At 70.5% G+C, this 25154-nt stretch carries 34 protein-coding genes; 25 read left to right on the top strand and 9 right to left on the bottom strand.

Translation table 11 applies throughout. The annotated features are described in order from the left end of the window. Positions 1–175: 175 nt before the first annotated feature. The 6 genes from ABT004_RS28910 to ABT004_RS28935 all read right to left on the bottom strand — a co-directional run bounded on the left by ABT004_RS28910 (position 176) and on the right by ABT004_RS28935 (position 5915). A complete protein-coding gene (locus tag ABT004_RS28910) occupies positions 176–640 on the bottom strand; it encodes a DUF6238 family protein (protein WP_351342537.1) in 465 nt (154 codons plus the stop codon). 59 nt (positions 641–699) lie between these two features. Next, on the bottom strand, positions 700–2172 hold the full coding sequence (locus ABT004_RS28915; protein WP_351342539.1) for an SCO6880 family protein: 1473 nt from the start codon (positions 2170–2172) through the stop codon (positions 700–702). An 89-nt stretch (positions 2173–2261) separates the two neighbouring features. Next, positions 2262–3611 carry an SCO6881 family protein gene (locus ABT004_RS28920; protein ID WP_351342541.1) on the bottom strand — a complete coding sequence of 450 codons (1350 nt, stop codon included), beginning with the start codon at positions 3609–3611 and terminating at the stop codon, positions 2262–2264. Between the two features lie 35 nt (positions 3612–3646). Continuing rightward, complete coding sequence (locus tag ABT004_RS28925) at positions 3647–4327, bottom strand: hypothetical protein (protein WP_351342543.1); 681 nt, start codon at positions 4325–4327, stop codon at positions 3647–3649. Continuing rightward, positions 4327–4644, bottom strand: coding sequence for a DUF6112 family protein (locus ABT004_RS28930; protein WP_351342545.1), 318 nt, complete (start codon positions 4642–4644; stop codon positions 4327–4329). Before ABT004_RS28930 ends, ABT004_RS28925 begins: the two co-directional genes overlap by 1 nt. A 140-nt stretch (positions 4645–4784) precedes the next feature. Continuing rightward, on the bottom strand, positions 4785–5915 hold the full coding sequence (locus tag ABT004_RS28935) for a C40 family peptidase (RefSeq protein ID WP_351342547.1): 1131 nt from the start codon (positions 5913–5915) through the stop codon (positions 4785–4787). A gap of 519 nt (positions 5916–6434) precedes the next feature. Between ABT004_RS28935 and ABT004_RS28940 the strand changes: the two genes are divergently transcribed. The 20 genes from ABT004_RS28940 to ABT004_RS29035 all read left to right on the top strand — a co-directional run bounded on the left by ABT004_RS28940 (position 6435) and on the right by ABT004_RS29035 (position 20541). Next, on the top strand, positions 6435–7190 hold the full coding sequence (locus ABT004_RS28940) for a DNA-methyltransferase (RefSeq protein ID WP_351342549.1): 756 nt from the start codon (positions 6435–6437) through the stop codon (positions 7188–7190). A gap of 312 nt (positions 7191–7502) precedes the next feature. Beyond that, complete coding sequence (locus tag ABT004_RS28945) at positions 7503–8069, top strand: DUF4913 domain-containing protein (RefSeq protein WP_502966972.1); 567 nt, start codon at positions 7503–7505, stop codon at positions 8067–8069. Beyond that, positions 8066–8554 (top strand): hypothetical protein, encoded by a 489-nt coding sequence (locus ABT004_RS28950; RefSeq protein WP_351342551.1) that lies wholly within the window; start codon positions 8066–8068, stop codon positions 8552–8554. Before ABT004_RS28945 ends, ABT004_RS28950 begins: the two co-directional genes overlap by 4 nt. Then, on the top strand, positions 8551–9279 hold the full coding sequence (locus tag ABT004_RS28955; RefSeq protein WP_351342553.1) for a DUF3631 domain-containing protein: 729 nt from the start codon (positions 8551–8553) through the stop codon (positions 9277–9279). The genes ABT004_RS28950 and ABT004_RS28955 overlap by 4 nt, the downstream gene beginning before the upstream one ends. A 29-nt stretch (positions 9280–9308) precedes the next feature. After that, positions 9309–9770 carry a GNAT family N-acetyltransferase gene (locus ABT004_RS28960; protein WP_351342555.1) on the top strand — a complete coding sequence of 154 codons (462 nt, stop codon included), beginning with the start codon at positions 9309–9311 and terminating at the stop codon, positions 9768–9770. After that, positions 9767–10447 (top strand): hypothetical protein, encoded by a 681-nt coding sequence (locus ABT004_RS28965; protein ID WP_351342557.1) that lies wholly within the window; start codon positions 9767–9769, stop codon positions 10445–10447. Before ABT004_RS28960 ends, ABT004_RS28965 begins: the two co-directional genes overlap by 4 nt. A 53-nt stretch (positions 10448–10500) precedes the next feature. Then, entirely contained in the window at positions 10501–11217 is a 717-nt protein-coding gene (locus tag ABT004_RS28970) for a hypothetical protein (RefSeq protein ID WP_351342559.1), read from the top strand. Positions 11218–11416: 199 nt separating this feature from the next. Beyond that, complete coding sequence (locus tag ABT004_RS28975) at positions 11417–11764, top strand: SH3 domain-containing protein (protein WP_351342561.1); 348 nt, start codon at positions 11417–11419, stop codon at positions 11762–11764. Positions 11765–11824: 60 nt separating this feature from the next. Continuing rightward, entirely contained in the window at positions 11825–12283 is a 459-nt protein-coding gene (locus ABT004_RS28980; RefSeq protein ID WP_351342563.1) for a hypothetical protein, read from the top strand. Beyond that, entirely contained in the window at positions 12280–12720 is a 441-nt protein-coding gene (locus tag ABT004_RS28985; RefSeq protein ID WP_351342565.1) for a hypothetical protein, read from the top strand. The genes ABT004_RS28980 and ABT004_RS28985 overlap by 4 nt, the downstream gene beginning before the upstream one ends. 11 nt (positions 12721–12731) lie before the next feature. Further along, positions 12732–13154, top strand: coding sequence for a hypothetical protein (locus ABT004_RS28990; RefSeq protein ID WP_351342567.1), 423 nt, complete (start codon positions 12732–12734; stop codon positions 13152–13154). Positions 13155–13184: 30 nt separating this feature from the next. Then, positions 13185–14081: a winged helix-turn-helix transcriptional regulator gene (locus ABT004_RS28995; protein WP_351342569.1), complete on the top strand. Its 897-nt coding sequence runs from the start codon at positions 13185–13187 to the stop codon at positions 14079–14081. Continuing rightward, a complete protein-coding gene (locus ABT004_RS29000; protein WP_351342570.1) occupies positions 14078–14593 on the top strand; it encodes a hypothetical protein in 516 nt (171 codons plus the stop codon). Before ABT004_RS28995 ends, ABT004_RS29000 begins: the two co-directional genes overlap by 4 nt. After that, positions 14590–15840, top strand: a complete 1251-nt coding sequence (locus ABT004_RS29005) for an MFS transporter (protein ID WP_351342572.1) — start codon at positions 14590–14592, stop codon at positions 15838–15840. Before ABT004_RS29000 ends, ABT004_RS29005 begins: the two co-directional genes overlap by 4 nt. A 33-nt stretch (positions 15841–15873) precedes the next feature. After that, a complete protein-coding gene (locus ABT004_RS29010; protein ID WP_351342574.1) occupies positions 15874–16212 on the top strand; it encodes a hypothetical protein in 339 nt (112 codons plus the stop codon). Positions 16213–16304: 92 nt separating this feature from the next. After that, positions 16305–17498: an ATP-grasp domain-containing protein gene (locus ABT004_RS29015; RefSeq protein WP_351342600.1), complete on the top strand. Its 1194-nt coding sequence runs from the start codon at positions 16305–16307 to the stop codon at positions 17496–17498. Between the two features lie 45 nt (positions 17499–17543). Next, positions 17544–18422 (top strand): SPDY domain-containing protein, encoded by an 879-nt coding sequence (locus ABT004_RS29020; RefSeq protein ID WP_351342576.1) that lies wholly within the window; start codon positions 17544–17546, stop codon positions 18420–18422. Between the two features lie 35 nt (positions 18423–18457). After that, positions 18458–18928, top strand: a complete 471-nt coding sequence (locus ABT004_RS29025) for a hypothetical protein (RefSeq protein ID WP_351342578.1) — start codon at positions 18458–18460, stop codon at positions 18926–18928. A gap of 27 nt (positions 18929–18955) precedes the next feature. Further along, on the top strand, positions 18956–19444 hold the full coding sequence (locus ABT004_RS29030) for a hypothetical protein (protein WP_351342580.1): 489 nt from the start codon (positions 18956–18958) through the stop codon (positions 19442–19444). A 50-nt stretch (positions 19445–19494) separates the two neighbouring features. After that, positions 19495–20541, top strand: coding sequence for a SpaA isopeptide-forming pilin-related protein (locus ABT004_RS29035; protein WP_351342582.1), 1047 nt, complete (start codon positions 19495–19497; stop codon positions 20539–20541). A 129-nt stretch (positions 20542–20670) separates the two neighbouring features. On the opposite strand, the gene ABT004_RS29040 is transcribed toward ABT004_RS29035, so the two are convergent. From ABT004_RS29040 to ABT004_RS29050, 3 genes are all read right to left on the bottom strand, one after another. After that, complete coding sequence (locus ABT004_RS29040) at positions 20671–20820, bottom strand: hypothetical protein (protein ID WP_351342584.1); 150 nt, start codon at positions 20818–20820, stop codon at positions 20671–20673. A gap of 226 nt (positions 20821–21046) precedes the next feature. After that, positions 21047–21538: a hypothetical protein gene (locus ABT004_RS29045; protein ID WP_351342586.1), complete on the bottom strand. Its 492-nt coding sequence runs from the start codon at positions 21536–21538 to the stop codon at positions 21047–21049. A gap of 112 nt (positions 21539–21650) precedes the next feature. Further along, the gene (locus ABT004_RS29050; protein WP_351342588.1) at positions 21651–21887 is read right to left on the bottom strand and encodes a DUF8825 domain-containing protein; all 237 of its coding nucleotides are present in this window, start codon (positions 21885–21887) and stop codon (positions 21651–21653) included. Positions 21888–22021: 134 nt separating this feature from the next. On the opposite strand from ABT004_RS29050, the gene ABT004_RS29055 reads away from it, so the two are divergent. From ABT004_RS29055 to ABT004_RS29075, 5 genes are all read left to right on the top strand, one after another. Further along, a complete protein-coding gene (locus ABT004_RS29055; RefSeq protein ID WP_351342590.1) occupies positions 22022–22552 on the top strand; it encodes a hypothetical protein in 531 nt (176 codons plus the stop codon). 9 nt (positions 22553–22561) lie between these two features. Beyond that, the gene (locus ABT004_RS29060) at positions 22562–23293 is read left to right on the top strand and encodes a hypothetical protein (RefSeq protein WP_351342592.1); all 732 of its coding nucleotides are present in this window, start codon (positions 22562–22564) and stop codon (positions 23291–23293) included. A gap of 509 nt (positions 23294–23802) precedes the next feature. Then, a complete protein-coding gene (locus ABT004_RS29065) occupies positions 23803–24174 on the top strand; it encodes an SPDY domain-containing protein (protein ID WP_351342594.1) in 372 nt (123 codons plus the stop codon). Positions 24175–24282: 108 nt separating this feature from the next. Continuing rightward, entirely contained in the window at positions 24283–24564 is a 282-nt protein-coding gene (locus ABT004_RS29070) for a hypothetical protein (protein WP_351342602.1), read from the top strand. A 65-nt stretch (positions 24565–24629) separates the two neighbouring features. Further along, a partial coding sequence (locus ABT004_RS29075; RefSeq protein WP_351342596.1) for an SPDY domain-containing protein occupies positions 24630–25154 on the top strand: 525 nt, incomplete at its 3' end.

Here is a 25154-nt window from a genome sequence, read left to right on the forward strand (position 1 = left end):
GGACCGGTGTAGCTCGGGTCGTCGACGGTGTAGCTGCTGGTCTTGCAGTGGTAGCTGGCGGCGGAGGCCGGCGCGGCGGTGGCCAGGGCGGCGGTACCGGCGAGCGTGGCGACGATGACGGCGGCGGAGGCGGAGCGCTTGAGCTTGCGCATGCAGGGCCTTTCGGTGGCGGGGGTTACTGGCTGCAGGTAGTGGTGCGGCTGGACGCTGGGGTGTTGAGGTCGGCCGGTGTGGTCTTGCGCCGGACGGCGTGGCCTGCGGCGAGGTGGCGCTGGCAGATGGTCAGAATCGGCGGCCCCTCGGGGAAGCGTTCGGGGTGGCATTCGGTGCCGGCCTCCTCCGCCACGGGAAGGAGGTGGAAGGCGTCGTGGACGGCGGCGGTTGCCTGCCACAGGCGGGTGTGGGCGGTGGCGAGCTGTCGGCCGGCGCCGGGGTGCGGGGGCCGGGTGGTCTCGGCGAGCTGGTCGAGGACTTGGTGCAGCGCGGTCAGATGGGCGTGCAGCACGTCGAGGTGCGCGCGGTCCGTGGCCGAGGCCGGATGCTGAGCGGGCGGGGCGAGGGTGCGCGCGTGGTGGCGGATGCCGGCGCTGGCGGCCCGCAGGTACGGGTACGCGTCACCGACGGGGATGGCAGAGGTCAAAGGGAAAGGGTTCCTTCCTGCCGCGGCGGCAGGACGTCGGCGGTCGGCCGGTGCGAGGGCTACAGGGCCGTGCGGGCGAGAGGGAGGGCGCCGAGCGTGAACGCGTCGGGCTGCTGGAAGGTCAGGCGCCGCAGGTCGACTTGGGCGGTGACGGCGGCGGTTTCGATCTGCGCGCAGGCGGCGTCGAGGAGAGCGTCGGTCTCGGCGGACACGGTGAGAAGGCCGGTCAGGGCGACGTCGGCGTGCCCGGCGATCAGTTGGCGCTCGCGGGTTTTGACGTCCGCGTACTCGACGCTGTCAGCTTCGGAGTCGACCTGCCCGCGTCGCGTGCGCTCGTTCGCGTCGGCGATGATCGCTGCCTTCTTGCGCTGCACGTCGCGCATGGCGGACTCGAGCCCCTGCGGCACGTAGATGAGGGAGAGGGTGCGGCGGACTCCGGCGGTGAACATCAGGCCGTGCAGGAAGCCTGCCGAGGTATCGGTGCGGGGCCAGTCCTCGACCCAGTAGGTGGCGTGCCGCGCGGAGTCGGTGGCAAGCCGGTCGTACTCCTCGACCTGGACGATGGGCCCGGCGGCGGCCGGGTCGGCTTCGGCCCGACCGGACTCCGACCACTGCTGCAGCGCGGAAAGCGCCTTGGGGTCATAGGCGGTGCGGATGACGGCCGCGATTTCGCGCGCCGAGAGCCAGCCGGTCACCGTCAGTCCGGCACTGCGGGCGGCCTGTGCGATGGCGGAGGTGGTCTGCTCCAGCACCGTGAACGCCCCGGGCAGTCCTCCGCCCGCCTGCGAGATCAGGCGCTTAGCGGCCTTCATGTCGAGGCTGATGGCCAGGTACGCCTCGTGTGGTGCGGCGGCCGGTCCGGCGGAGGCGACCAGTTCGCTGTAGACCTGTCCGGCCACCGGTGTCTCGGGGTGGCCCTGCTGGGTCCAGTGCCGGGTGAGGGTGTCGCCGCTGTCGGGCACGGTGCGCTCCAGGACCTGCACGGTGGCGACGTGTCCGGTGCGGGCGATGCCCGCCAGGGCGCGGCCCCATCCGGAGACGTTGTGATTCTGGGTCGCCGGGTCCAGCAGGGCGAACGCCCGGCTGGAGATTCGGGCGATGGCGGTAAGGGTCTGGTGGTGCGGGTCGTGGACGGCGGAGGCGCCGTTGGCGGAGTCGCCGGGGGTGACCACCCGCAGCGAGGCGGCCGTGCCGGGCAGGTGCAGGACGCCGTCCTGGCGGGGCCGGGTAACGGGCCGGGCGAGCCACAGGGTCTGCCCGGTGCGGCGCCGCCGTGCAAAGCGCAGCACGATCGGCGCCCAGTCGATCAGCGAGCGGCCGTTGCGTCGGATGGCGACGAGGGCGGCGACCACGGCCCACAGCGGTGTCAGGGCGATGGCCCCGAGCAGTCCGGTGGTCACCACCGTGGCCAGCAGGAGCGCCAACGCAGCTGACACCAGAACGAGTTGCGGCAGGGAGAGGCCGAGCAGGATGCCGCGCTTCGACCTATGGGGGAATTTGACGGTGAGCGGTGTGACGGTGAGATCAGACAAGAGCGGTCCCGGGGGTGCGCGGGGCGGTGGCCGGGGCGGCACGCGGCGAGGAAGTGCGCGGCGCGTGCCGCCCCGGAGTCGGGCAGGGGCTACAGGCCGGTGGGAGGGGGCGGCGGTGTGCCGGTCCCACTGGTGCCGGCCGAGTCCGGTGCGGGCGGGGCACCCTGCGGCGGGGGCGTGGAGGCACCGCTGCCGGGCTGCGACATGAAGCCGCTGCCGCCGCTGGGCGCGGATGCGGAACCGCCGCCACCTCCCGGCGCGCCGCCTACCTGGCCGCTGGTGTCGTCACCGGGGCTGGTCGGGGGCGGCTGAACGGCCTTCTCCAGGCCGTCCTTGATCCCGTCGCCACCGGAACCTGGGGAGCCTTGGCCTTCCTGGCCGCTGCCTCCGGTGGGGTTGGCGGCGATGTCGCCGGGGAATCCGCCGCCAGCGGCCTCGGGTCCTGCGGCGCCCGCTCCGGCTGCCGCGCCGCCCGTACCGGCGGTGGCGGCTGCGGCGACTGCCTTACGGCCCGCCTTCTCTGCGTGCTGGCGTGCGAGCTGGGCTCCGGCGCCACCGGCGCGGTGGATCGATTCTCCGTCCGTGCCCTCAGCCGCCCAGTGGACGAACTTGAACGTGGCGTACGGGCAGAGCAGCACGAGCACCATGATCACGATGCCTGCCATGACGTCGGCGAGTGCGCTCAGGCCGTCCTTGGATTCGGTCTTGCCCATGGCGGCGATGCCGAGCACGAAGATGATCGTCATCAGCAATTTGCTGACCACCAGGGTGGCGGTGGCCTCGATCCAGCCGCGCCGCCACCGGCGGGCGACTTCCCAGCCTCCGCCGGCGCCCGCGAAAATGGCGAGCGTAACCATGACGAGGATGCCGACTTTGCGGACCATCATGACGCACCAGTAGAGGAACGCTCCGACGGCCGCTCCAAGGCCGGCGAACACGGCGACCAGCCAGCCCAGGCCCGCCAGGGAGGGGATCTGGGAGACCTTCACGATGCGGCGTACGGCCGTTTCGATGGACAGGTGTGATGCCTTGAACAGCCCGGCACTGAGTGCGTCGACCACTTCGATGGCGATGGTGGTCAGGGCGATGGCGGCGAACGCGAAGATCACGCCGCTGGCGGTGCCGGTGAACGCCTGGGTGAGGGCTTGGCCGTCGCGTTTGACGGCAGCCCGGATGAGCTGTGCGCAGAACGTGGCGACCAGGATGATCAGGCCGATCGGCAGCAGCATCTCGTAGTTGTCGCGGAACCATCCGGCGTTCAGATCGACCGCGGTGGTGCGGTCGACCGCCTTGGCGGCCAGGTCGGCTGCTGCGGCGGCGAGTTCACCGGCGCTCTTGGCCATCCAGTCGCCGATCGCCTTGCCGGGGTCGGAGGCGAAGTCGACGGCTTCGCCGACGGCGCAGAGTTTGTCGGCTACGGGGAAGTCGCAGAAACCCAAGGGGGGTTGACCTCCTTATCTGGTGGTGGGGTGGGTCACTGCGTGACGCTGGGGGCGATGGCGGCGAGGGTGCAGTCGTGGCTGGGCCGGCACTGGACGGCGAGGGTCACGGCGCGGTCCTCGGCTCCGCCGCCGCCCTTCTTCCACTCGATCTGCTGCTTGCCGTTGACGGTGACGACGTAGATGTACGCCTCGGTGATCGCGGACGGGTCGTCGGCGAGGGCTTCCTTGAACGCACCGGGGTAGTGGCCCTCGGTGACCGTGGCGCTGGCGTGCTGGTCCTGGTCGGCCATGCGCGACCACAGCAGCGGGGCGGGTACCTGGCCGGAGACGGAGGCCCAGTCGGTGTACTTGGTCTCCGTGGTCATCCACGCACGCATGCCCGCGAGCTGCTGGTCCCGGGTGGTGTCGCGGGTGTCGTAGGACCAGAGCATCGCTGCTGCGGCCTTGGCGAAGGCGACCGGTTCCGCGATCTGGGGCGGCTTGGGCACCGACCCCGAACCGGCCGCGGGCTTCGGAGCGGCCTCGGAGGGTGAGGAACTGCTGTTCTGCGAAGGCGTGTTGGCGCTCTGGTGATGTTCGCCGCGGCCGGTGTACCAGGCGGCGGTCGCGGCGAGGGCCAGCAGCGCGGTGATGGCCAGGGCGACGATCGCGACGCGCCTGTTGGCGGACCAGGTCACGCCGTATCCGGACAGGGAGGGGAGTCGCTTCGGCATCAGTGGATCTGCGACCCCAGGTTGCTGAAGAAGGCGACGATGCCGTTGGCCGCGCCGAGGCCGAGCGCGGCTCCGGCGGCCACGGTTGCGCCCTTCTTGCCGTTGGCCTCGGCCTGGTGGCCGCCGGTGTGGTGGCCCCAGGCCCACACTCCGAGGGAGACGGCCAGGGCGCCGACGACGGCAACGATGCCGAAGAGGTTGATCGAGTTGACGACGTTCTTCAGCACGGACAGGCCGGGGAGGCCACCTGGCTTGGGGGAGACGCCTGGGTCGTAGGCGAGGAGGACGGCGGCGCGATCTGCGAGAGGTATGGGCATGGGTGTGGCGGGGCTCCTTGCGTGCGCGGCCGTACAGGGGCCGGCGAAAGGGAGGAAAGAGGGAGGTGGGGGTGCGCTCGCGGCGCGAGAAGGGGGCCCGGCGGGGCGCGGCCCGGCAGGTGTCCGGGTGGCGCGCGGCGTCAGAGGACGCGGCGGACGGCCAAAATGTCCCAGTCCTTGATCGGCGTGATCCGGACCGGTTTCGATGTGCGCGGCGCCTCGATGACGAGGCCCTCGCCCATGTACATGCCGACGTGTTCGGGCCGGGCCGTGGTGCCGCGGCTGAAGATCAGGTCACCGGGCTTGAGGTTCTTGGCTGAGACGGCCTTGCCCTCGTTGACCTGCGTGTACGTGGTGCGGGTGAGGTGGACGCCGGCGTGCGCGTACGCCTGCTGCATCAGCGAGCTGCAGTCGCAGCGGCCCATCGGGTCGGGGCCGTGGGAGTCGGTGCACGAGCCGCCCCACTGGTACTGGGTGCCGAGCTGGTGCATGGCCCACTCGATGGCCTTGCGGGCCTTCGGGTCGGCGTCCTTGGGGATCGTGTATCCCTTCGGGACGCTGCCCTCGGGGATGCGGCCGAAGGAGGTGCCGTCCTTGTCCGGGGCGCACCCTCCAGCACTGGACTCGGTGTCCTTGTCCTTGGCCGGGTCCTTGGCGGTCTCGTCCTTGTCGGCGTTCGGGAACGTGGCGGCGATGGCTTTCTGCAGCGCGGTGGCGAGGTCCTCCCACTGCGCGTACGCGTCCGGGTAGCCGGATTTTTGGACGGCCTGGGCGGCTTGGGTGACCTTCATCTGCTGCCAGCCGTCGACCTTCAGCAGGTGCTTGTAGAAGGCTTCGGAGGCATAGACCGGATCGCGGATCTGCTGCGCGGTTCCCCACCCCTGGCTGGGGCGCTGCTGGAACAGGCCCAGGCTGTCGCGGTCGCCGGAGGCGAGGTTGCGCAGCCGTGATTCCTGCATCGCGGTGGCTATCGCGATGATCTGCCCCTTCTTGGGGACGTCAAGGCTGATGCCGGTGGCCACGATGGTCTGCGCGTTGGGGATCTGCTCGGCCGGCAGGTCCAGGCCCTGGATGTGGACGTCCTTGCCGGAGGCGCCGTCGAGGAGCTTGGTGACTTCCCTAGTCACCTCGGCGGTGTCGATGCCGGTCAGGCAGCCGCTGAAGGAGGCGGTGGTGGAGGCTTCGCTGGAGGACGCCATCATCATGGCGGTGCCCGCGAGCAGGAGTGGGGAGAGGACGACGACGCCGATGCCGGCGGCTATGCCCTTCAATCCGGTCCGCCTCCCGGAAGGCGGTCACGGGCCGGCGGACGGATCGCGGGCAGGGGAGGGTAGAGCGATGTCACAGCGAGGTCCTTGGTGAAGTCCCGGCGGCGCGTGCGTCGTTGAGGAAAGGGCGCGTTAGCCGGGTGGTGGGTAATTCGGGTGGCCCGGGTGCCGGTGCGAGTTGCCGCTCGCGCCGGCCGGGGCGTCGGGTCAGGTGTGCCAGGACATGGGGATACCTCCACGAGGCAGGGCGGGGATGTGCCATCGGCGGTGTCCGCCGGGCAGTTCCAAAACAGTAGGGGCGGATCCCCGGTTGCCGAAATCGTCTCTGATCAAGGCTCTGTTTCGGGGTTTTCGGCGGCGATAGCGCTCAACCGGGGATCGTGCCCTACAGTTTTGGCTCCTCCCCTCGCCCCTCACGTCGCAGACCGCGGAGCCGTCCGCTCGCATTCGGTCCTGTGAGGGCATCCAGGCGAGCTGGAGCGCTTCTCCCTCATCTCACCCGACCCGAATTGGGGTATCTCTTTGCCTTTTTCCCTGCACCAGGGTGACGCGCTCGGCGTCCTCGCTGGCCTACCGGACAACTGCGTCGACTCCGTCATCACCGACCCGCCGTACAACTCGGGTGGGCGGACGGCGAAGGAGCGCACCTCCCGGTCCGCGAAGCAGAAGTACACCTCCGTCGACGCCGGCCACGAGCTGCCGGACTTCACCGGCGAGAACATGGACCAGAGGTCGTACGGCTTCTGGCTGACCCAGATCATGACCGAGGCGCACCGGCTCACCAAGGTCGGCGGCACCGCCCTGCTGTTCACCGACTGGCGGCAGCTGCCGATCACGACGGACGCCATCCAGGCCGCTGGCTGGCTGTGGCGCGGCGTCCTGGCCTGGCACAAGCCGCAGGCCAGGCCGCAAAAGGGCCGGTTCACCCAGAACTGTGAGTTCATCGTGTGGGCGTCCAACGGCCCGATCGACGCCGCCCGCAACCCGGTCTACCTGCCGGGTCTCTACAGTGCCTCGCAGCCCAGCGGCAAGGCGCGCCAGCACATCACGCAGAAGCCGGTCTCGGTCATGCAGGAGCTGGTGCAGATCGCCCCGGAGGGCGGCACGGTGCTCGACTTCACTTGCGGCTCCGGTTCGACCGGGGTCGCGGCCCTGCTGGAGGGGCGCGATTTCATCGGCGTCGAGAAGACCAAGCAGTACGCCGAGATCGCCGCCGACCGCCTCACTGAGACGCTGCAACAGACTCTTTCTAAGGACGACTTGACGCTCGCCGTCTGAGGCTGCCCCTCGTGCGCGACGCGTCGATCGGGGCGCTTCGTACGTGTTCCCGCCGCGTCGCGCGCACCGGTATAGCAGCGATATCCCGGTTACCGAAACCGGGGATTCTCCGGATGGTTGAAGCCGCTATCCACGTCCAATGGCTGCGGCCCAAGGAGGCCCCTTTTCGTGCCTGAATCCATAAACCCATCGGAAGGCGCGGAGAAGGATCCGGTCCAGATATCCGACGCTCCTCCCCTCTCGGAGGAGGAAGAGATGGAGCCGGTTCGGCTGCCGGAGGCCGAACTGGCGAGGGTCGAGGCGAACGTCGCCATGCTGCTGGATCGCTCCGCAGAGCACGGCCGCCAGATCGACAGCCTCGCCGCCGCGCCACCGGATTCGCCGTTCGCTGCCTACGGGCTGCCGGGGTTCGGGGGCCTGCCGCCCACCCCTGCGCCGCCCGAGCCGCGTCCGATTCTCGAGCTGGAGGACGAGGAGTACGAGGACGAACTCGACGCCCTGTCCGACTGGGTCGATGACTTCCTCATGCGCGTCTACGGCGCGGAGGTCACCACCGGCGCGCCGTGGTGCGACCAGTGGCAGGAGCACCCCGACGTCGTCGCCTGGCTTCATGCCCTGTGGCTGGCCTACCAGCAGCACAAGGACGCCGAAGCCGGACTGTCCGGGCTGTTCGTGTGGCACAGGGACTTCCTCACCCACGCCATGGCCACCGTCCGTGCCGCAGGTGGACCGCTGTCCGCGTGCATGACCGACCCGGACCGGCCCGCGCACCGCCTGCTGCCCGGCCCCCGCCCCTCCAACCGGACGGCCGCCACCGAGGATTCCGAGGAAGGCGGGGGCCATGAGGAGACCGGCGAGCCGGGCCGGGCAGACGGATGACCGGCCACGAGGATCGGCCGCAGTTCGGCCTGTCCTTCGACCCCCGTGCCCTGACCGACCTGTTGCAGGCCCCCGTCGACATCCGCGACCTGGCGCTCGCCCAGCTCCAGGACGTCGTCAACGCCCGCCTCTCCGGCACAAAGCTCACCCGCGACCTCATCGGCTGCCGCAAGGTCTACGTCGATCACCGCAACGCCTGGCGCATCGTCTACGCCCAGCGGCCGGCACCCGCGAACTCCACTCACACCACCGAGATCCACGTCGTGGCCGTCCGTCCGCGCGAGGCGCACGACGTGTACGACGCCGCCCGCACCCGCCTTGGCATCCGCCGGCGCCCGCTGGGCGAGCGCACCCACGCGGCCCGCACCCGCTCGCCGCAGCTGGGCACCCGCCCGGCCGCCCCCAAGCCGGGACCACCGCCGTACGCGGTGCCCGGCCTTCCCCAACCCGCACTGCCCCCGACCCCGAAGGGCCCCGTTCGTTGACGCAGTTCCCCACCCTGATCGACCAGGTCGCCGCCGCCGTACTCGCGCCGGCTCAGGTGACCGAGAACCCACACCACCGCGCCATCCTCGACGTGTTCGTCGACGTCCAGGACCTCGACCGTCAGCTCGCCGAGCTGGCCGACGCCGAGCTTCCCGACGTCAGTCCCGCTGAACAGCTGAACACCCTGACCAACCTGCTCGTCGAGAGGATGGCGGCCGGGGCGGAGCTGAGCGCGCTCCTGTCCACCTCCTACTGCTGCACCGCTGGGTACGAGGCCGAGCCCTCGGCCGAGTACGAACCGCTGGACGACGAGGAGCCCGACTACGAAACGTACTTCGACGACTTCGGCGACTTCGAGGGGTTCGACGATTTCGAGGAGTCGGACGGTCTTGACGACTTCGTCCACCTCCACGAGGACGCGTGCGAGGAGTTCCTGTCCTGCCCCAGCCGCCCGCAGACGATCGTGCACGCCTGCCTCGCCGTCTTTGACGACGAGGGTGCCCCGGAGTACGTGAGCACCGCGGAGCTGGTCGAGCGCCTGCGCGATCTGCCCGGCCAGGCCGAGGGACGCTGGAACTACGCCGACCTCACGCCGCTGCGGCTGGGTCTGCTCCTGCGCGGCTATGGAGTCCAGCCCTGCAAGCCGCGCGCGGCCGACGGCAGCCGCTACCGGGCCTACCGGCGCGCCGACCTGCTGGCCGCCCGCCCGAACTGCTCCTGCTGAGGCATCCCGCCCTCGCGCGCACCCAGCGGGTGACGGAGAGGGACTGGGACCTGGTCGCCGCCTTCCACGCGCAGTGCTCCGAGCAGAACCTGCTGCGCCGCTGGGGCCGCACCCGCCTTGCGCCCCGCGACCTGTCCCGGCTGCTTGACCACGCGCAGTGCTGGATCGGCCTCGGCGCCGACGAGCGGCCTGTGACCCTGGTCTGCGTCGGGCCCGTCAGCCGGGAGCCGGGGGTCTTCGACCTCGGACTGCAGGTCGCCGACCACCGTCAGCGTCAGGGCATCGGCACGGCCCTGGCCAGCCACGCCGCCCGCCACGCCCGCATGCGAGGGGCCCACACCCTGTCCGCGTTCACCCAGGCGTCGAACGCGCCCATGCTCCGGCTCCTTGACCGGCTCGGCCCGACTTCGCATACCCGCGACGGACCGTATGTCGAGGTCCGACTCGGCCTGGAGGCGCTCGCCCCGAACCCAGGGACGGCTCCGACATGACCGCATCCCCGCCCGACGCCCTGATGCCCACCGCCCTCGATCAGCGGATCAAGGCCGCGGTGGGGTACGGCGTCGAGGTGCTGCGCCGTCACCGCGACGGCGGACTCCTCGACGCGCAGCACGCCGCCCTGGCCGACGCGCACCGCGAGCTGGCGGGCGCCGAGCGGGACGTCACCTTCCACCGTGTCCGTCTCGCTCGCCTCGCTGCCAGTGAACTGCCCGTGGATCTGGCGCTGTTCGTCCGGTTCGCGCGCATTCTCGATCAGCTGGCGACGGCCGCCGATGTCCGCGACGCGAAGCAGGCCGCGGCAGCCGCGGCGCTGGAACCGATTGAGGCCGCCGCTCCTCGGCACAGGCCACCGCAGATCGCGGCGAAGGACGTCGCGGCCCTGCTCGCCATCGCCCAGGGCGCAAAGCTGCACGAGCACCTCGTCACCCATCGCCTTGCCGTGGCGACGCCCACCCGCACCCGCATCTCCTACGCCCAGCTGCAGCACCTGGAGGAGATGGGCCTGGTGGAGCGCGACACGACGCACCCGGTGCACGCCGGGCAGCCCGTCACGCTCACCGATGCCGGCCGCGCCGTACTGACCCGACCCCGCCGAGGGGGCCCGCCCGGGACCACGCCCGCGCCCTTGCCGCCGGCCCTCCCCACCGTCTCCCGTGCCCGCCGCTGAGTCGAGGCCCCTGCCTCATGACGGCGCTGCCGGGATCACAACTGAAAGCACCGATGCCCTCCTACGAACCCGATTTCCGCCTCGACGGATACGAAGCCGTCAACGACCGTGTCGCAGACCAGTTCTGGATGCACATCGGCATCGAGCAGTTCGACATGACCCTCCTCGCCGAACATCACAGCGACGATGCCGAGCACAGCTTCTACGTGATGCACAACCGCGCCGTCACCTGGGGCATCCCCGGTGAACCGCAGCTGGTCGCCCTGCACCTCAAACGCGACCCCGCCGCGCGCACCTACCAGTTCGACCACAAGATGCTGCCGCTTGCGTCCATGGCCCAGTCCTGGCTGATCGCCCGTGGCTGCCCCGAGGACAAGATCCTCCTGCCCGACGGCATGGGCACCACGGCCGCGAACGACGCCACCCGCGCGCTGGAGCAGCGCCTGCGCAGCGACGGTGACCACTTCGCCCTGCTCACCAGCTACACATGCGACGACGAACCAATCGAGACGACCGTGATGCTGCGCGCCGTTGACGAGAAGGCGGCCATGCCCTTCCGCGTACTGCTCGAAGAGGTCGACACCACCGCGTGGACGCACACGCTGCGCGAGGGCGGCTTCCAGAGCTTCGAGGCAGCCACCCAGTGGTGGGAAGCGCACTGGAACGGCGACGAGCCATCGCTGCCGACGGGCTCGCCGGCGACTCGGCCCGCCACCGCCATCCCGGGCCTTCCGGTACGCCCCGCCCCGCCCCGCGGGCCGAGCCGCTGAACTCAAGCAGCAACAACGGTATTTCGCCTGTCCTCCGCGGTGAACTGACGTCAGTCGCGGGCGAGAGGGTGCGGAACATAGCACGCAATCCCCGGTTACCGAAACCGGGGATTCTCCGGATTCTTGTTTTCGGCCCGCACGGCATTCGCCCGGGGCTACTTCCGCATTCCCTCATCCCTGCCATGGAGGCAACTTCCTCATGCGCACCGCCCGTTTCACAGTGGCTGCCGCGATTCTCGGCACCCTGGCGCTTCCTGTCCTGTCCGCTCCGAGCGCGATGGCCGCACCCGCCGAAGCGCCTGCCTCGGCCCCGACCAGCCGTCCGTGCGACCGTCTCGGCCCGTGGGTGATCGGCGCGAAGGCCGTCACGATCCGGGCCAAGGCCACCAGCAAGTCCACGGCTCGCGGCGTCCTCTACCGGGGTCACAAGTTCACCGTCCACAAGACCCACGGCAATTGGCACTACATCACCGACAAGACCACCGGAGTAAAGGGCTGGGTGTCCGGCTCGTACGTCTACCGCGACGTGTACTTCTGCCTCGACTAGTCGACGGCGCCTCGCTTCGCATTCCCGCGCCCGTATTTCCGAATTGAAGGGAGCTTCTTCGTGCTCGATGACAGCGAAGACGTGATGGGCGTCATTACCGAGCGCATCGAGGACCGATTCCAGATGCCGCTCGCCGACCTGCGCCGGGCGGTGCAGGCGGCACCGCAGGCCAACCCCGAGGCCGCCACCGTCGTGCACTGGTTCGGCCTGCTCGCCGAAACACAGCAGGCCCTCGACAGCGCCGAGGACGCGCTCGTCGAGGCACTGGGCACCCAGCCGCCGGACGTACTCGACGATCCCGTCATGGAGTTGGCCCACCAGGTCAACGCCGCGGTCGCCTCCCGTGACGGCCGCGCCATGGTCGTGAAGTACCTCCTGGACCCCAATGCTCCCGGCAAGCGCGGACCCGGGGTGTGGCGCGGCGCGTCCCAGGCCGCTCGTCGCACTCCGGCACTGCCCACCTCTGCGCCCACGCTGCCCGGCGCGCGGAACACGACGGCGCGCGGGGCCACGCGGTGAACGTCACCGACAAGTCCAGCAGCTGTGATGCGGCACTGAAGGAAGCGTTCGGCGCCGAGGTAGCCGAGCTGTACGCACAGGTCACCCAAGGCGAGGCCAACGCCGCACTCCAGCGGGCGCTGGAGCTGCGCAGCTTCCTCGCCGTCGCCGAGGAGCAGGTGGCCCGCGTCCGTGACCGCGTCCATGCCGCGACGGGCCCCGACGGGGACATGGGTGACCTGTCCGCCGAGAACCTGCGGTGGGACGCGGACTGGCTGGATGCGGCGCTGGCCGCCCGCGACGGCTACAGCGCCGCACTCGACGAGCTGCTGCGCACCATGCCGGCGCCGGACAAAGCAGGCCCGGCACGCACCGGGTTGAGCCCCAAGATCACCGCCACCGCTTCACCCGCCCCGGCAGCACCCCGCGCCGGGGCGATGCGGATCCGACGTCCCTGAAAGTCCACCGATTGCCCCAGCCCGACATCCCGACCGAAGCCGTCTCCCAGCTCGTCGCCCAGCGCATCGAGGCGCTGTACGGACAGCCGCTCGCTGAACTCGAAGCGCTCGCCGACGCGACCCCCGAGACCACGCTGCTCGCCGCCCTGACCGGCACCCACAGCGACTTGGCCCTCGCCGAACGCAGCATCGCCTTCCAACTGCAGCGACTGCGTGAACTCACCTCCCCTGACCGGGAGATCGGCCGGTTCGCCGCCGGTCACATCCTCGACTGCGCCCGCCGCATCGCCGAGTCCGTCGCCACCCGCGACGCCTACGCCAAGAGCACCAGCGCGGTCCTGGGTGGTCTGCGTCGGGTGTCCGCCCCGGACACCCACCCGCCGGCTGCGCCGCTCCCGGCCACGCCGACGGTGACCACCTCCCGCACCCGCTGATCCACCTGTACCGCTTGAGGAGCCCTCTTCTTGGCCACCACCGCGCCGTCGCCCGCCACACCGAACGATCTCTTGGGCGTCACCAAGACCCTGGACCTGCTCGCTCCGCGCTGGAGCGTGTGGGTGCTGATGACCGTCTCCTCCCAGCCGCTGCGCTACGCCGAGTTCAAGCCGAGGCTGCCGTGGCTGGCGGACGGGCAGCTTCACCCCCGGCTGCGTCACCTCACCAACGCCGGCGCTATCGAGCGCACGGAGTACGGCCCGCGCCACGTCACCTACGGCCTCACCCGGCGTGGGGCCGCGCTACTGCCCGTCCTCTCGGTGATCGCGTCCTGGGGCGACACGTATCTGGAAAAGGAACTCGTCGCCAATAGGGACACCGGCGAGCTGGAGCCCGAGCGGATCGCGCCGGCCCAGAACATCGACGACGCCGTCGCGCTGCTCGCACCGCGGCACGCCGTCCCGATCCTGTTCTCCCTGCAGGCTCGCGGCACTGCGACCGCCAAGACACTGGCGAGTGAGGCCATGCCCGGATACGGGCTAACGGCCGTCTACAAGCCGCTGGAACGCCTGGCCGCCGACGGACTCGTCACCACCAGCGGAAGCGGCGGCTACCAGCTGACGACGAGCGGCCGGGCACTCGCCCCGGTCTTCGAGGCGATCTCCGCCTGGGCCATCGCCCCCGCCCACGAGTCCGATGTCCGCCGGGCTCGGGGGCAGGGCGGTGCACCGTCGCAGAACCGCTCCGGCCCGTGGGCGTCCACCCCGACTCGTCTTCCCACACCGGCAGTTCCGGCCACGCCGGCAGCCAGTCGTCCCGCGCTGAGCACGACGCCGCCGGACAGCCCGGCGTGGAAGAGCGGCGACCTGTTCTCCCACCAGATACCCGCCCGGCCGATCTCCCGAGCAGGAGGCCCGCGCCGATGACCCGTTCCCTGCCCGAGCCTTTTCTGCACGAACGCCGCGCGATCCGGACCCTGACCCTTGCGGGTCTGATCCGCCTGGTCACCGAGATCGACGACAACGGCCCCATCAGCCACCGGCGCGGCAGCCTTCAGGGCGCCTTCGGCGACCTCACCCCCGGGCAACTGCGCCACGCCATCGACGTCGCGCGCGACCTCGGCCTGGTCCATGCCGACGAGCAGGCACCCGACCGCTACCGGCTCACCGCGAGCGGCGAGGCCCTGGCCGAGGTGTACGACACCGCGGCCCGCTGGGCGCGCGCCCGCCATCTCCCCGAAGCCAGCACCGACTTCGTCACCCGCGTCCAGCACACCCTCCAGTTGCACAGCGGCAGCCCGCTCGCGTCCGGCTCGTGTCTGGAGCTGTCGGTGCCGCATCAGATGGTGGCCGAGTTCCTGCAGGCGTACCCCCGCATCCTCAGCCACACCGACGCCCGCTCCGCGCAGGAGCGGACGGAAGCGGGGCGCGCTGCGTGAGATCCCGTGTCGGACCGCGGCATGCCCGCCGCCCGGTCCCCACAGTGCTGCGCGGCATCTACCTGCCGCGCAGCACGGACGCCGCCGCGTTCGCCATGGCCACCTACGGCATCCCGCTGCTGGTCCTGGCCACCACCGACTCCGCAGCCCTGACCGGCCTGGCCTTCGCGCTGGAGTGGATTCCGCGCCTGGGTGCGTTCGCTTTCGCCGGGGCTTTGGTCGACCGCCATGGCACCACCGCAGTGCTCCGCTGTGCCTCGGTGGCCCGCGCCCTGGTCGTCCTGGCCGCCGCCGGCCTCCTGCCGCAGCAAGACTCGGGGCTCGGGGCGACGGTCACCGTCATGGTGCTCGCCGCGTCCACCGGGATCCTCACCGAGTGCTCGTACATCGCGATCGAGACCGCGGGCGGGGTGGCCAGCCGTGAGGCCGGAGCCCGCGCGCACCGGGTGCAGTCGGCGCTGCTCGGCATCGACCAGGTCGCGACCCTCTCCGGCCCCGCCCTGGCGGGCCTCCTGCTCCAGTGGAGCGGCGCCACCGGCATGCTGACGGTGATCGCCGTCTTCTCGCTGCTCACCAGCGTCCTCGCCCCACGCCAGTACCTGCGCTCCGAGCCCGCCGCAGCCCAGGCCAAGGCAAAGGGGCTGCGCACAGGATGGTCAACCCTGCGCGCGCTGCCGGCCCTCGGCTGGCTGGTGGCCGGACTGACCGTGTCCAACCTGGCCGTGGGCCTGCTGCAGGCCGCCGCTCCGGTGATCATCGTCAAGCAGCTCGGCCACACCACGGCCGACGTCGGGTTCATCTGGTCGGTGGCCGCCGCCGCCTCGCTCGGCGCGGTACTCCTGTGCCGCCGGGCGATCGACCGCTTCGGTCTGTGGCCGGTCGGCGTCGCCTCCGCCATGATCGCCGCCACCGCGTGCCTGGCCGTCTCCTTCGCGGACACGTACCACGCCTATCTCGCCCTGATCGCCGTCCTCATGGCCGGCGAGGGCGGCATGACCGTCGTGCTGCGCACCCTGCGCTCGCGCCTCATCCCCGCGGACGTGTTCGGCGCCACCCTCTCCCTGACGATCTTGGTGCTGTTGCTGCCCTTCCCGCTGGCCGGCGTCCTCGTCGCCCTCGTGCCGCCCGCTCAGCTCGGCCACGTCATCACCGTGTGCGCCGCGCTCCAGGCCGCGGGCCTGTTCACCGCCTTCGCCCAGCTGCGCGCCACGCCAGCCCTGCGCACTTCCTTCGGCCTGACCGCCTAGGCCGCCTTCCTGCCCACCTCCCGGAGATCCGCCATGCCCACGTCCCACGCCCCGTCTGAGCAGTCGGTCCTGCCGATATTCCGACCGTCGTTTCGCGCAGGATCGCGGCCCACCCTGACCGACCGGTTCCTGGCCTTCGACGCCGAACACCCGTACGTCTACCGCGCGCTGGAGCGCCTGACCGCCGAGCGGCTCGCCACGGGTGCCACCCGCGTCGGGCTCAAGGCCCTGTTCGAGGACCTGCGCTGGCAGTTGCCCGCGGGCGTGCGCGGCCTGAACAACAACTTCACGTCCTTGTACGCCCGCAAGTTGATCGACGACCACCCGCACTGGGCGTCGGCCTTCGAGCTGCGACGGCGTCGCACCCCCTGACCCTCGCACCTGTCTCAACCACCCCTGCCCTTCCACTGCTTGGAGCCTTGTTGTTCTCTCGTCCCGTCGTCCTGGTTGTCGCAGCCGCCGACATGGAGGCACACGCGTACCGTGGCACCTGCCTTGCGAACGTCGCCACCGTGTACGACGTCGTCCTGATCTCCGGCGCCGAGCCGACCTGGGAGAGGGAGTTCCTGCTCGACTACGCCGTCGCCGACCCCACCGACCAGGCGGCCCTGGCTGCGGCCGGGCGTGCCCTCGCTGAACGCTACGAGCTGGCCGGCGTGATGACGTGGACCGAGTGGTACCTCGTCCCTGTCGCCCGCCTCGCCCGCCAGCTCGGCCTGCCCACCACCGCCCCGGAAGCACTCCTGGGCTGCCGCAACAAGCGCATCTCCCGGACGCTGTTCGCCCGCCACGGCGTGCCCTCCGCCCTCTCCGTCGGCGTGCGCGTCGAGCGGGAGGCGGCCGATGCCGCCGCCCTGATCGGCTATCCCGTGGTCCTCAAGCCCGCAGCCCACGCCGCGAGCATGGGCGTCATCCGCGTCGATACCGCCGACGAGCTGCCGGCCGCGTACGCCTTCGCCGCGCAGACCGCCGACCGTGGCGTGGAGAGCAGCCAGGTCCTGGTCGAGGAGTACCTCGACGGGGAAGAGGTGAGCGTCGAGTGCGCCACCTACCAGGGACAAACCACCGTGGTCGCCGTCACCCGCAAGACCGTCGGCATGGCCCCCTTCTTCGAGGAGCTGGCCCACGTAGTCGACGCGAACGACCCACTGCTCGCCGACGTGGCCCCCGTCGCCGTCGCAGCCCTCGATGCCGTCGGCGTCACCGACGGCATCAGCCACGTCGAGATCCGCATCGTCGACGGCCGCCCCCGCCTGATCGAGGTCAACGCGCGCATCGCCGGAGACATGATCAGCCACCTCGTGCACCTGGCCACCGGCGTCGACCTGGCCCGCGCCGCCGCCGACATCGCCTGCGCAACCCCGCCCGACCTCACCCCAACCCGCAGTCAGGCAGCGGCAATCCGGCTGATCTACCCCGCCTACTCCGGCACCCTCACCGAACGCCGCCTCGACGCAGAGTTCTTCGACACCCACCACTGGGTCGAGCGCTACGTCTTCCACCGCAACCCCGGCGACCAGCTCCGGCTGCCCCCGAACGGCGACATGTTCAGCGCCCGCATCGGCTACCTGATCACCACCGGCCCCAGCGCGGAAGCCGCCACGAACCGCTCCACCCAGGCGTACCGCCACCTGTCCGTCCAGGTCACACCCGTCTAGACCGCCCGCCGCGCTCGCGCGCCTGCCCCTGATCCGGATGTCCCATTGACCGATCCCGACGCCGGCACAGACGGCGACGCCTACGTCTTCCCCCGCTATCTCGCCGGCAGCACCTACACCGGCGGTCCCGCGCTTGAGCCCCTGCTGGCTCTCGGCTGGGAACTGGCCCATGACGATCTCGGCAACGTGTACGTCGCCGCCCCCGACCGCAAGGTCCGCCTGGGTTACCTGCCCGAAGGCGACGACGACGGACTGTGGCGCATCAACGCCTACGAGGACCGTTTCGGCCCGCCCACCTGGGGCGTCAGCTTCAACGACATGTGCCCTACCGAGTTCGTCACCGCGTTCACCACGGCCCTGGCGGCGGCCTATCAGGCCGGGCCAGAGCACTACCTCGCCCGGCCCAACCTCGCCGACCCCGAACTGGACGCCTTCCACGCGATCGTCCCGCTGATCAACCGCGGCTGGAAGATCCAGCCGCGACGGTGGAACGTCATGGAATTGCGGACGCCGGACGGCATGGCCGGACTCGAATTCGCCACCGGACGTCTCGATGCGGAGAAGGAACTCACCACCCTTCAGGCCCGCTGGTATCTGCAGGGAGGCCCGACCAACGGATACGCCCGGTGGTACGCCACCGCGTCAACAAGCACTCCCACTTCACTGCTCACGGCCATCACCGAGAGCGTGTCCGACCCCGCGCCCCTGCCCCGCTGGAAGGACCAGATGCTGCGCGGCCTACGCGAAAGTGCCCAGCTCGTCCCCGTCATCCCGCCGCCGCCCCCGGTTCCCACGCCGCTCGATGTCCGGCGCACCGCTCCCCGTCGGGCTCCCGCGCTCACCACGCGCAGCGTCCCGCGCTGGAGCACCACGACCACACCGTCGGCAGTCCTGCCCGCCCGCCGCTCCGGCCCCCGCCGCTGAACGCCCCAGATGCCCCTTCGCCTGAGAGAGACCCTGTGGCTCTGTACGCCCAGCAGTTCTTCGACGACGTCCTCGAACTGCCCCTCCACCAGTCCACCGTCGTCGGCGACGCCCTGTACGCCGTTCCGCACCCCAACCCGCCGCTGTGGCTACGGATCGACTTCGCCCCCACGATCCGGCACGGCGAATACGACGGCCTGCGCCTGCGCGTCTTCCACTCCCAACGCGGGGTCCTCGACACCGCGTTCCTCCGCTTCGCCGACCACGGCACCTTTGAACGCCGAGACAGTGCCCGTGGGCTGGTGGCCGGCCGCGACGGCTATGCGGTAATCCGTGACTGGCACGCCCACAGCAGCCAGCCACCGTGGCACGGTGCGGACGGCACGGGCCTGCGTACGGCGATCGAGCAGTACGCCCAGTTCTGGTTTCCGCCACCCGCCACGCCCCACCCCTCGGCGCAGCCCGCCGCGCAGCCCACGACCGGGCGAGCGCCCCGTACTCGCTGAACCGGCCAACCCACTTCGGAGTCCTTATTGCCCTCGCCGCGTTGGTTCCCCTCGCACCGCCAGCCACCGCCGGCCGCCGCGCTCGGCCCACCTGCGCCGTCCGGCCCGAACGGCTTCTGGCTCACCGACCCGGACTTCCGTAACCGGCTGCACAGCGCGACGCTGACCCTCCTCGACATGGTCGAGGACTGCCTGAACGACGAGATCCCGCTCACCGAGATCCTCGACGGCGCCCGCGACCACGCCGAGCACATGCTCGGCGTCCCTCACGCATATGGCGTCCTCGTCGAAGCCGAGGCCGCAGCCCAGATCGTCCAGGCCGCTGGCCTGGATGCCGGATCGCCGTTCGGCCTGGCCACCGCCCAGGGGCTGGCCGGCATCGCGCAACTGCCCGTCGAGCAGCAACAGCAACTCGTCCGCGCCGCCGCCCGCCGCTACGCGATCACCTCACCTCCCCGTTCGGCCACCGGGCCGCCCGCTCCGCCCGCGCGCCCGTCGCCGGGCCGTTCCCGCTGACCCACGACCCGCTGGCCTGCTCCCGCCCGTACCCCTTGGAGAGTTCCTTCTTGCGCATCCGTCCCGCTCGCACCCTCCCGGTTGCTGTGGCCGTCGCCGCCTCGGTGACCGGCTCCCTGTCCTGGGCGCCGACCGCCTCGGCCCAGAGCACCGATCCCACCCCGTCCGCATCCGCGTCCTCGACTCCACGCAACGCGGCCGAGGAAGAGACCGGCGGTGTGGCCATCCTGAAGAAGGACCCCGGCGGCGACGTGCTCTCCGGCGCCTCCTTCGCCCTCTTCGACTCCGCGGGCAAGGAGGCCGCCAGCGGTAAGACCGACGCCCAGGGCAAGCTCGCCTTCCCAGATCTCGCGCCGGGCGTCTACCGCCTCAAGGAGGTCTCCAGCGGCAGCAACCTGCACGACACGGTCGACGACCAGGACGTCATCGTCACCCCCGGCACCGAGACGCCGCTCACGATCGTCGACCCGTTCAAGGACGCCTCGGTCCTGCTGAAGGCCAAGGACGACAAGACCGGCAAGCTGCTGGCGGGGTCCACGGTCAACATCGGCAGCGGCGACAAGACCCTCCTCACGCTGACCACGGGCCCGGACGGCACGGCCACCGGCAAACTGCCCATCAACTCCCGTACCGGCACGGACTTCTGGGTCAAGCAGATCAAGGCACCCGCCGGCTACGACCTCTACAAGCCCTCGAAGGACTTCAAGGCCAAGCCGGGCGACCCGGTGACGGTCACCACGACCAACGCCAAGACGGCAACCACCCCGCCGCCGACAGAGAAGCCCACTCACAAGCCCACCGACAAGCCCACCGAGAAGCCCACCGACAAGCCCACCGAGAAGCCGAGCGGCAAGCCCTTGCCGGGCAAGCCCGGCAAGGGCGAGGACACCCCATCCCCGTCCGACTCGGCCACCCCGGCCTCTGATGAGACCGAGTCGAGCACCGCGGCACCCGCCCCCGAAGGGTCGCTCGCGCACACCGGCGCCGACGCCACCCCGTGGCTGATCGGCGGCGCCGGCCTCCTGATCGCCGCCGGCGGAGGCGCCCTCGTAGCAGCCCGCCGCCGTCGCACGGACGACTCCACCGACGAGAGCTAACCCCTGCCGCAACACGGCCGAAGGCCCCCGGAATCACCAGATTCCGGGGGCCTTCGCGTGAGTGGACGAGCGGTCGGCTCCTGACGCGCCGTCTCCGATCGCGCTTCTGCGACCTGGCAGGTGCCCGCGCTACCGGACCCGGAAGATGACCGTCAGGAGCCGTTCGGCGCGCGCCCGCATCTGCGCATCGGGATGGGCCAGCGCCACGAGAAACAGCGCCGTCAGCAACGCCAGAAAGGGACTGGAAACGGCCGTGATCTGCACATCCATCGTCGTCATGGGCATGACGGTATCCCAAGGAGCCCGGACCTACACTTTCACTCCTGTACCCACCCAAGAGGTATGAGTCAAATCAAAAGGGTCAATCCAACAGGTGTGCTGGTCAGCCGCGTTGGTGCCCGCCTCGCACCACGAATAGGCGCCGCGCATCGTAACTGGACTGTTATCGAGCCTGATTGAGGGCGTCAGCCGGTCACGCGGCGGCCCTTCGTGGACTCGGCGTGTGTCAGCAAGCGACTCCGGCCCTCTTCCATGCCGCCAGGACTGCATCGAGCGCTGCTCGCCTTTCCGGGCCGGCGCCCAGGCCAAGTGCGAGATGGGATACGAACTGGCGGGCAGCGGGCAGGTCGAGGGTGAACACCGCGAGGACCCGCTCCAGAGCTTCGATGAGACCTTGCAGATCAATGTCATGGACGGCGTCGAGGTAGTCCGGCAGTACGCGGACCAGATGGACCTGGTCGCCGTCCCCGGCGGCGTTGATGAGAGTGGTGTGGCAGGTCCATACCGCCTCCAGTACGTATGGAGGAAGGATCAGCACCCGTAGGTTCTCGGGACGGTGGTCGGTGGTCACGCAGTCGCGGACGTGATCGGCGGCGATCTGCCAGGGCAGGGCGGGTACCAGGCTCAGGGCGTCGCTGACTATCCGGGCGTCGCTGTTCCACGCGAAGCTGCTGGGGAGCAGGACTGTCCGGTCGGCCGCGGCGACGGATCTCTTCATGCGAGAGATCTGCCACCGTCCCGCGGTGGTCATGCCCCGTTGTCGCAAACCGACGTTCGTTGGTCACCTGATGGCCTGGGCTGTCACCGAAGGCGCCCCGTTTCGCGGCGGCTCACGACTGCTCTCCGGCGGCCTCGGCGCGAGCAAGCTCCTTGAGCGCGACGCGAGCTGCTGGCGTGCCTGCAGGGCACTGCCAGAAGGCGTGGCCGGCGATCCGCTGTGAAAGCTGCAGCAGGAGGCGACGCTGCTCGGCCGCTCCACTGTTGTCTCCATTCGCCAGCCGCCCGTACGTGACGTACCAGGCGGTCTGCGTTGCAACGAGGTCTCGCGGGAAGGTGTGCCGAGTCATGCGACTATTAGAAACCCTGTTCGATTTTGGGGCCAAGTTCGCGGATGACGGGTGTGGCGCTTGCCAGCCAGTAGGGAGCGCTCGGCGCCCGGCTTACTGTGGACGGGCAACGATCTCTCCAGGGAGCACAACGAGTGACAGCGTCAATGGAGCGGCTCTGCGACTGGGTCGTCAACAAGGACAAGGTCTGGGTCCACGGCGACCGGATCACAGACGGCCATGTCGCTCTGGACATGCGCCTCACCCCGGGGCTCGATCCTGGCGAGGTCGCCCGGGACGGACAGTGGGTCCTCCGCAAGGCGCAGCCCTCACGCTGGGTGGCTGAACAGCACCCCGATCTCTCCGACGTCATCCCCGGGTCGGCCGACGGCTCGGACTGGAGCGAAGTTGCCTGGTCGGCCTGGGTGACCCGCGGACTGCGGATCGGCGCGCTGCGTGGCGCCGCGGTGGCCGTGGACCATGAGTGGCTCGCCCGGCTTCAGCCCGGCTATCGGATCGAGGGGTCTCCCGGACACGGGTTCCTGCGGATTGTGACCAAGAAGGCCGAGCCGTCACTGCTGACGGGCGGGGCTGCGCACCGGACGGTGGTCGGCGTCGTCATGCCCGCGTCGGTCGAGGGTTCGGAGGCGGTCCTGGAGGCCATCGTGCAGGACCTCAACGTCTAGGTTGACCGGGTGAGTACGCGGCCCCAGCTCCCAGGCGATCCCTCCGACCTGCACCTGCGCATTTCCTACGACGACGACCTCTGGGACACCCCGCAGGCGGACACGTTGGAGCGATGGAACGTGGCCGTCCTCCACCGTCGGCGTGTGCACGACGGAGTCCAGGGGGCGGCGGCCACGAGCAGCTGCGCTACCGGGGAGTGCTCCTCGTGCACGGTCGAAGACGCCACCGTGGGGTCGATGACGTTCTACCGGGTGCATCTCGACCGCGGCCGGAACGCCTACTGGGCCATGGAGGAGGAGTCGGAGGAGCTGTACGAGACCGGCCAGGTCCTCCTCGATCCCGAGACGGGCTCATTCACCAGCGAGGTCAGCGAGCTGCTGGAGTACGTCGGCTCCGGGCTGCTCGTCATGGACCGGGTGACGCTGGATCCCGCGTGGCGTGGACACGGCCTCGCCGCCGTACTCGGCAGCGAGGTGATCCATCGGCTCATGCCCGGCTGCCGGGCAGTTGCCTGCGCGCCCGGCGTCACCGACCTCAGCAGCCAGCGGCTGACGGACCTGGCCGAGTGGGACCGCGTCAACGCCAAGATCGCCCAGGGATGGGAGAGCCTCGGGTTCCGCCTCTACCGGGACAACATCTATTTGCTCTCTCCCGCCTCGCAGGATCTGGAGGAGCAGCGCGGGGCACTTCGAGGCCGGCTCACGGAACTCGGAGCCTCCTGGCGGACCGGGACATCATGAGGGGCGCCGCCGCGAGGTCCCCCACGGAAATCCCCAGCCACGACGCCGGGTCGGTGCCGCTCGCGGGTCTGGCGGAGCCTTCGGTGGCGGGGCGATCCTGTCGGGTTTCAAGCCGATCTTGTCCGGGTGGACGCACGCCGGCACGATCTGGTCGAGGGTGTAGCGGTGCCCGTCATCCGGATGGAATGGGCACTCCCAGGACGGCCTGTTGTAGATGACGAACTGGGGGCGGGGGTACCGGGTGGCTGGGCAGATGCCGCAGACCGGGCGGCTCGGGTCCCCGCGGTTCGGATCGATGTACGGCGGTCCGGCAGGTTCCGGGATCTCCATACCTGCCAGAGGGTAGCGGGCCCGTTTCGCCGAGTAGCCCGAGCTGCAGCCAACGGGCGGGCAGGACAGCAGTTCGCCGGTGGCAGACAAGGAAGACCACCCAAAGGACTGGTGGACACTGCAACGGCATGTCACCCTAAACGACCTTCCGGAAAACCCCAGGTCAGAGAGGTGATGCTGTGGCATTGGAAGCGGCGCGACCCGGATTCGCCACGACGGTCGCGGCCCTGCGGCTGCGCTCCTGGAAGCTCGGCGCCGGCCAGGCGATGGACGTGATCGACCAGTTCTCGCAGGCCGATTTCACCCACATCGTCGACGACCGTGCCGACGTGCACGTCAGCTCGCGCGACGGCCGGTTCTACCTCGGCTACTTCCCGAACGGCCGGCCCGGTGGCGCCGACGAGGACTGGGTGACGGGCGAGGGCTGGGTCATCGCCGTCACCGGTACCGCGAGCGTCCCCGGCTACCGCATCGCCTTCGGCACGGACACGCCGGCGGAGATCGTCGCCGAGGTGGTGGCCCGGATCCTGTCCACCTCCCGGCCCCTCTGACGGGCACGTCCGCCCCCTCTCTCAATGCGCCCCGCGTAACCTGCCCTCTGCTCGCGCGGATTCGTCCGCTACCGCTAGGAGAACGCCTTGGCCCCGCACTCGCCCGAGATGACCGTCGGCGACATCGTCGACGCACTGTCCGCCTTCGACCGTGACACGCCCGCCCGTCTCGCCATCAACCCCTTCTTCCCCATGGCCCACCGTTTGGGCGGCGTGGAGAAGTCGGTGGACGAGCGTGGCCGGCCGGTGGTCTACATTGCCGAGTCGCCGGAGGCCGAGCAGTTCGGTCCTCTGCCGCCCGCCGTGGCCGTCGCCCTGGCCTGGCAGGGGCCGGTCGATGCACCCCCGCGCCGACGGCGCGGCGCCACACAGCCGAACGACGGCCACTGACTCACCCTCGAACTGACGGAGGCGCCCTGCACCCGCACCACCCCATCGACCCCACCCACCCCGCCGTGCCGGACCCGATGTACTGGGTCACCCCGCGCCACCTTGCTGGTGACGATGGCATCCTCGCCGAGCGGATCGGTGACACCCTGACCGACCTCGGCTGGCGGATGTGGCCGACCTCCCGCAACTCCCTGCTCTACGTGAGCCCCGACGGCCTGCGCGGAGCCGAATGGATCCTCGCCGCCTACCCGTTCGAGCTGGGCGGCCTCCCGGTGGCCTGGCAGATGTCGGCCCGCCCGCATCCCACCTCGGCCCTGACCGAGTGGAACGCGTACTTCACCGCCGGCATACCGCACGAGGCCCTCACCGATTTCCTGCTCGCCCTCGACGCCAGCGAGACCCCCGACGCCGGGCTCGAGAACGCCGAGTCGGTGCTCGCCGCGCTCAACGCCCGAGGCTGGCTGCGGGACATGGACCGCCCGCGCACCACCGCATCCGACCCGGGCTTCTCCACGAACGTCTCGCTGGAGATGCTGCCGCCGCTCATCCACGACGCCGACCCCCGCGACGACCTGCTGGGGTGGCAGGCG

It is taken from the genome of Streptomyces sp. NPDC002790 (assembly GCF_040295505.1).
In the GTDB taxonomy this organism is placed as follows: domain Bacteria; phylum Actinomycetota; class Actinomycetes; order Streptomycetales; family Streptomycetaceae; genus Streptomyces.